The organism is Sulfitobacter sp., assembly GCF_041552635.1.
Classification (GTDB): Bacteria; Pseudomonadota; Alphaproteobacteria; order Rhodobacterales; family Rhodobacteraceae; genus Sulfitobacter.
Genome location: NZ_JBFEKM010000212.1, coordinates 1 through 5,629 on the forward strand (window position 1 = coordinate 1; position 5,629 = coordinate 5,629).

Annotated in this window: 4 protein-coding genes; all 4 read left to right on the top strand. The window is 59.0% G+C overall.

Going from position 1 to position 5,629, the window contains the following annotated elements; genetic code table 11:
* Window positions 1-889: CmpA/NrtA family ABC transporter substrate-binding protein (locus ABYT07_RS18475; RefSeq protein ID WP_372993490.1), on the top strand; the 889-nt coding region annotated here is incomplete at its 5' end.
* A 169-nt stretch (window positions 890-1,058) separates the two neighbouring features.
* Window positions 1,059-2,141 (top strand): ABC transporter permease, encoded by a 1,083-nt coding sequence (locus tag ABYT07_RS18480; RefSeq protein ID WP_372993491.1) that lies wholly within the window; start codon window positions 1,059-1,061, stop codon window positions 2,139-2,141.
* Window positions 2,142-2,173: 32 nt separating this feature from the next.
* On the top strand, window positions 2,174-3,871 hold the full coding sequence (locus ABYT07_RS18485) for an ABC transporter ATP-binding protein (protein ID WP_372993492.1): 1,698 nt from the start codon (window positions 2,174-2,176) through the stop codon (window positions 3,869-3,871).
* A 3-nt stretch (window positions 3,872-3,874) separates the two neighbouring features.
* Window positions 3,875-5,629, top strand: a 1,755-nt coding sequence (nirB, locus tag ABYT07_RS18490) for a nitrite reductase large subunit NirB (RefSeq protein ID WP_372993493.1), incomplete at its 3' end; no start/stop codon positions are given.

Genomic DNA, 5,629 nt, shown 5'->3' on the forward strand with positions numbered 1-5,629 from the left:
CAACATGGGCATGGTGTTTCCTGTCTCCACGCACAACTATGAAATCCGCTATTGGTTGGCCGCTGGCGGTCTTGAGCCAGGCTATTATTCCCCCGAGGATGTAACAGGCACGATTGGCGCGGATGTTTTTCTGTCGGTGACGCCTCCACCACAGATGCCCGCCACAATGGAAGCCGGCACGATTTACGGCTACGCCGTGGGGGAGCCATGGAACCAGCAAGCGGTATTCAAAGGCATCGGCGTACCGGTCATCACCGACTACGACATGTGGAAGAACAACCCCGAAAAGGTCTTTGGCATCACCAAGGAATTCGCGGATGAGAACCCCAACACGACAATCGCTCTGACCAAGGCCCTGATCCGTGCAGCGATCTGGCTGGACGAGAATGATAACGCCAACCGCGAGGAAGCGGTCGAAATGCTTTCGCGCTCGCAATACGTCGGTGCGGATGCCGAGGTCATCGCCAACTCGATGACAGGGTTCTTTGAATTCGAGAAGGGCGACCGCCGCCCTGCGCCTGATTTCAACGTCTTCTTCCGCTATAACGCGACTTATCCATTCTATTCAGACGCCGTATGGTACCTCACGCAGATGCGCCGCTGGGGCCAGATCGCCGAACCGAAGTCTGACGAGTGGTTCATTGAGACAGCCAAGGAAGTCTACCGCCCCGACATCTATCTGAAAGCCGCCCAAATGCTGGTGGACGAAGATATGGCAAATGCGGCTGACTTCCCCTTTGACAGCGACGGGTTCAAAGCACCCACGCCTGCGGCGGATATCATCGATGGCATCGGCTATGACGGGCGCACGCCCAACGCCTATCTTGAAAGCCTGCCCATCGGCCTGAAGGGCGAACAGACGATCGTCGACAACGAAATTCAGGGCTAAACCCATCTGAATTACCGCGCCGCAGCACACACGCCTGCCCAAAAATCAGGCGCGCTGAGGCGCGGAAGCTTCCCCAGTCCTACCCTGCCCGCCCCCGCGTACACAACCCGTACACCCCCTGTACATCGCCGTAGCGCAGCAAATTAGCCCCGACCAGAGAGGCCATACCATGACCGCCATTGATCCAACGCAGATCCAGACCGCCGAACGCGAGGCCAAGCGCGCCCGCCTGTTCACCCGCATCAACAAGGCCGACTCCTGGTTTCAGGTCTTGGGCCTTGCATGGCTCACCCCGATCCTGAAAGCCGCCGCTGGCGACAATCCGCGCGCACAGGTGGGCGAAATCTGGCGTCTGCTGGGCGTGCCGCTTTTGGCGATTGCAATTTTCCTGCTCGCATGGGGCATACTGGCACCCAAAGTGCAAACGTCCCTTGGTGCTGTGCCGGGGCCTGCGCAAGTCTGGGAACAGGCAAAAGGCCTCAATGCCGATGCCATTCGGGAGCGAGAGAAAGAAGCCGCATTCTATGAGCGTCAAGACGCCCGCAACGCGAAGCTTATCGCGGACGGCCAAGAGGATCGCGTGCGCGAGCGGGTCTATACAGGGCGCCCGACTTATTACGCGCAAATCTGGACCTCGATCAAAACCGTCTTCTTTGGGTTTCTGATTGCTGCCATCATCGCCATTCCGCTGGGCATCGCGGCGGGCCTGTCCAAGACGGCCAATGCAGCCCTGAACCCGCTGATCCAGATTTTCAAGCCCGTCTCGCCGCTGGCGTGGCTGCCGATTGTGACCATGATCGTCTCGGCGCTTTATGCCAGTAATGACGGCATGTTTTCCAAGAGCTTTCTGATCTCGGCGATCACAGTGACGCTCTGCTCGCTTTGGCCCACGCTGATCAACACCGCATTGGGTGTGGCCAGCATCGACAAAGATCTGTTGAGCGTGTCCCGCGTCTTGAAGATGAACACATGGACCAAGATCACCAAGCTGGTGCTGCCCTCGGCGCTGCCGCTGATCTTTACCGGCCTGCGGCTGAGCCTTGGGGTCGGTTGGATGGTGCTGATCGCCGCCGAGATGCTGGCGCAGAACCCCGGTCTGGGAAAATTCGTCTGGGACGAGTTCCAGAACGGCTCATCCCAGTCCTTGGCCAAGATCATGGTGGCGGTGTTCACCATCGGGATCATCGGTTTTCTGTTGGACCGTGTGATGTACGCACTCCAGTCCATGTTTACCTTCTCGGCCAATCGGTAAGCGGCGTTCAGGCGACGCAGAAAGGAATAATGATGAGCATTCTGAGCATCAAAAACGTGAACAAGGGCTTTGGCGTAGGCACCGAGCGTGCCGAGGTTCTCAAAGGCATCAATCTTGAGGTGAAGGAGGGCGAATTCCTTGCCATCCTCGGCTTCTCCGGCACGGGTAAATCCACGCTGATGAACTTGATTGCGGGGCTTGAGATGCCCGACAGCGGAACGCTGACCTATCGCGGCGCGCCCATCACCGAACCGGGACCAGAGCGGGGGCTGATCTTCCAGTCCTATTCGCTCATGCCGTGGCTGACAGTGGGCGGCAATGTGGGACTGGCCGTGGATGCGGTTTTCCCCAAGCTCAGCAAGGCGGAGCGGGAGGCGAAGATCAATCACTACGTCTCGATGGTGGGTCTGCCGCATGCAATCGGGCGACGTCCGGCGGAATTGTCGGGGGGCATGCGCCAACGGGTTGCTGTGGCGCGCGCACTGGCGATGAACCCCGAGATGTTGCTGCTGGACGAGCCGCTCTCGGCGCTGGATGCGTTGACGCGGGCCAATCTGGCGGATGAAATTCTGGAGATTTGGGAGAGCGACAAAAAGACCTGCATCCTGATCACCAATGATGTGGATGAGGCGATCCTCCTTGCAGACCGTATTGTGCCGCTCAACCCTGATGGCACTTTGGCCGATCCGATTGAGGTAGGTATCCCCCGCCCCCGCGACCGAATGGCCATGAACAACGACGAGACGTTCAAGGCGCTGCGCGCAAGTGTGACCAAATATCTGATGGATGTGGGGATCGAGGCCAAGGTCGAAGAGAGCAAGACCTTGCCCAATGTCACGCCAATTCATGCAGTGCCAAAGGTTGTAACAGACGCGCAGAAAAGCCCGATTGAGGAACGTTACCTGACGTTCTCGCAATTGCACAAAGTCTACCCGACGCCCAAAGGCCCGCTGACGGTAGTTGAGAATTTTGACCTCAAGGTCAACAAGGGCGAGTTTATCTCGCTGATCGGGCATTCGGGCTGTGGCAAATCCACGGTGCTGACGATGGCGGCGGGTCTGAACCCGATATCGCAGGGCGCGATCAAACTGGATGGATGGAACGTGGAGGGGGCGGACCCCGAGCGTGCCGTGGTCTTCCAGTCACCCAACCTGTTCCCGTGGTTGAGCGCCAAAGAGAATGTGGCGATCGGGGTGGATAAGGTTTACCCGAAAGCGTCCCAAGCCGAACGTCAGGATGTGGTGGAATACTACCTTGAGCGTGTGGGTCTGGCCGACAGTATGGACAAAGGGGCGGCGTCGCTTTCCAACGGGATGAAGCAGCGCGTGGGCATCGCACGGGCTTTTGCGCTCTCGCCTAAACTGCTCTTGCTGGACGAGCCATTTGGCATGCTCGACAGTCTGACGCGCTGGGAACTGCAAGAAGTCCTGATGGAGGTCTGGTCGCGCACAAAGGTGACTGCCGTTTGCGTCACCCATGACGTTGATGAGGCGATCCTGTTGGCCGACCGCGTGGTGATGATGACCAACGGTCCGCAGGCCACGATCGGCAAGATCACGGATGTGAAGCTGCCCCGTCCACGCACCCGCAAGGCGCTGCTTGAGCATCCCGACTACTATGCCTACCGGCAGGAGGTTCTTGATTTCCTTGAGGAATACGAACACGGCAACACCTCGAAATCCGAGAAGGCCGGGAAACCAGCCCCCAAAAAACCCATCGCGGCGGAGTAAGATATGAAACAAAAACTGATTATTATCGGGGCGGGAATGGCCACGGGCCGTGCTCTCGAAACCTTGCTGGAAACAGCGCCAAACGCCTATAACGTCACGCTCTTCAACGCCGAGCCGCGCGGCAACTACAACCGCATCATGCTTAGCCCCGTGCTGGCGGGCGACAAGATATATGCCGAGATCGAGACGCATACGCCTGATTGGTACGCCGAGAATGGCGTGACCTGCCGCTTTGGAGAGAAGATCGCCAGCATCGACCGCACGGCCAAGACCGTCACAGCCGAGAATGGCGATGTCCTGGCCTATGACAAGCTGTTGTTCGGCACCGGATCGAATCCGTTCATGATCCCTCTGCCCGGTCACGATCTGGAAGGCGTCATCGCCTACCGCGATCTGGAAAATACCGAGCGAATGATGGGCCTTGGGCCTGATCATAAATGCGTGGTGATCGGTGGCGGTTTGTTGGGTTTGGAAGCCGCTGCGGGCATGGCGGCGCGCGGTGTCGACGTTACAGTTGTTCATATCATGGGTCACCTGATGGAGCGTCAGCTGGACGAGGCCGCGGGCTATCTGCTGCGCAAAGCTTTGGTGGACAAGGGCATTACCGTCAAATGCTCCGCCAACTCCAAGGAAATACTGGGCAAAGACGGCCATGTGCGCGCCTTGTTGCTGGATGACGGGACCGAGCTGCCCTGCGATCTGCTGGTGATGGCGGTCGGCATCCGGCCCAATGTGAAACTGGCGCAAGATGCAGGGCTGGCCGTAGGGCGCGGTATCCATGTGGACGACCAGATGGTGACCTCCGACCCCGACATCCTCGCCGTGGGCGAATGCGTAGAGCATGACGGCGCGATCTTTGGCCTTGTTGCCCCGCTTTATGATCAGGCGCGGGTGGCTGCGAAGACGCTGCTGGAGGAAGAGGCGCAGTTTGTTCAAAAAGAGCTGTCGACCAAGCTTAAGGTGACAGGATGTGATCTGTTCTCAGCGGGCGATTTTGCGGAGGGTGAAGGGCGCGAGGACATAGTGTTCCGCGATCCCGCACGCGGCGTTTACCGCCGCCTGGTAATCGAGAATAACGTGATCATCGGGGCGGTGATGTACGGCGATACGGCCGACAGCAATTGGTTCTTTGGCCTCATCCGCGACAAGACCGACATCGCGGAGATGCGCGACACGCTGATCTTTGGCCCGGCCTATCAGGGGGGCCCCCTCGCGGACCCGCTCTCAGCCGTTGCAGCCTTACCGCGTGACGCGGAAATCTGTGGCTGTAACGGCATTTGCAAAGGCACAATTGAGGATGCCATCGCAGGCGGGGCAACCGACCTTGCGGCGGTGAAAGCCACGACAAAGGCTTCGGCCTCCTGCGGGACCTGCACCGGATTGGTCGAGCAGGTTCTGGCGGTCACATTGGGCGATGATTTCGTGCTGCCCGCCGCCGCCAGCATCTGCGCCTGCACTGATATGACCCATGAGGATGTGCGCCGCATGATCAAATCGCAGCGGCTAACATCAATGCCTGCCGTCTGGCAGGAATGCGGGTGGAAGACCTCGTGCGGATGCCATGTGTGCCGCCCTGCCCTGAACTTTTATCTGCTGGCAGACTGGCCGCTGGATTATGCCGATGATCCGCAAAGCCGTTTCATCAACGAGCGCAAGCACGCCAACATTCAGAAAGACGGTACGTTTAGCGTGGTACCGCGCATGTGGGGCGGGATCACCACACCAGACGAACTGCGCGCGATCGCGGATGCGGCGGAC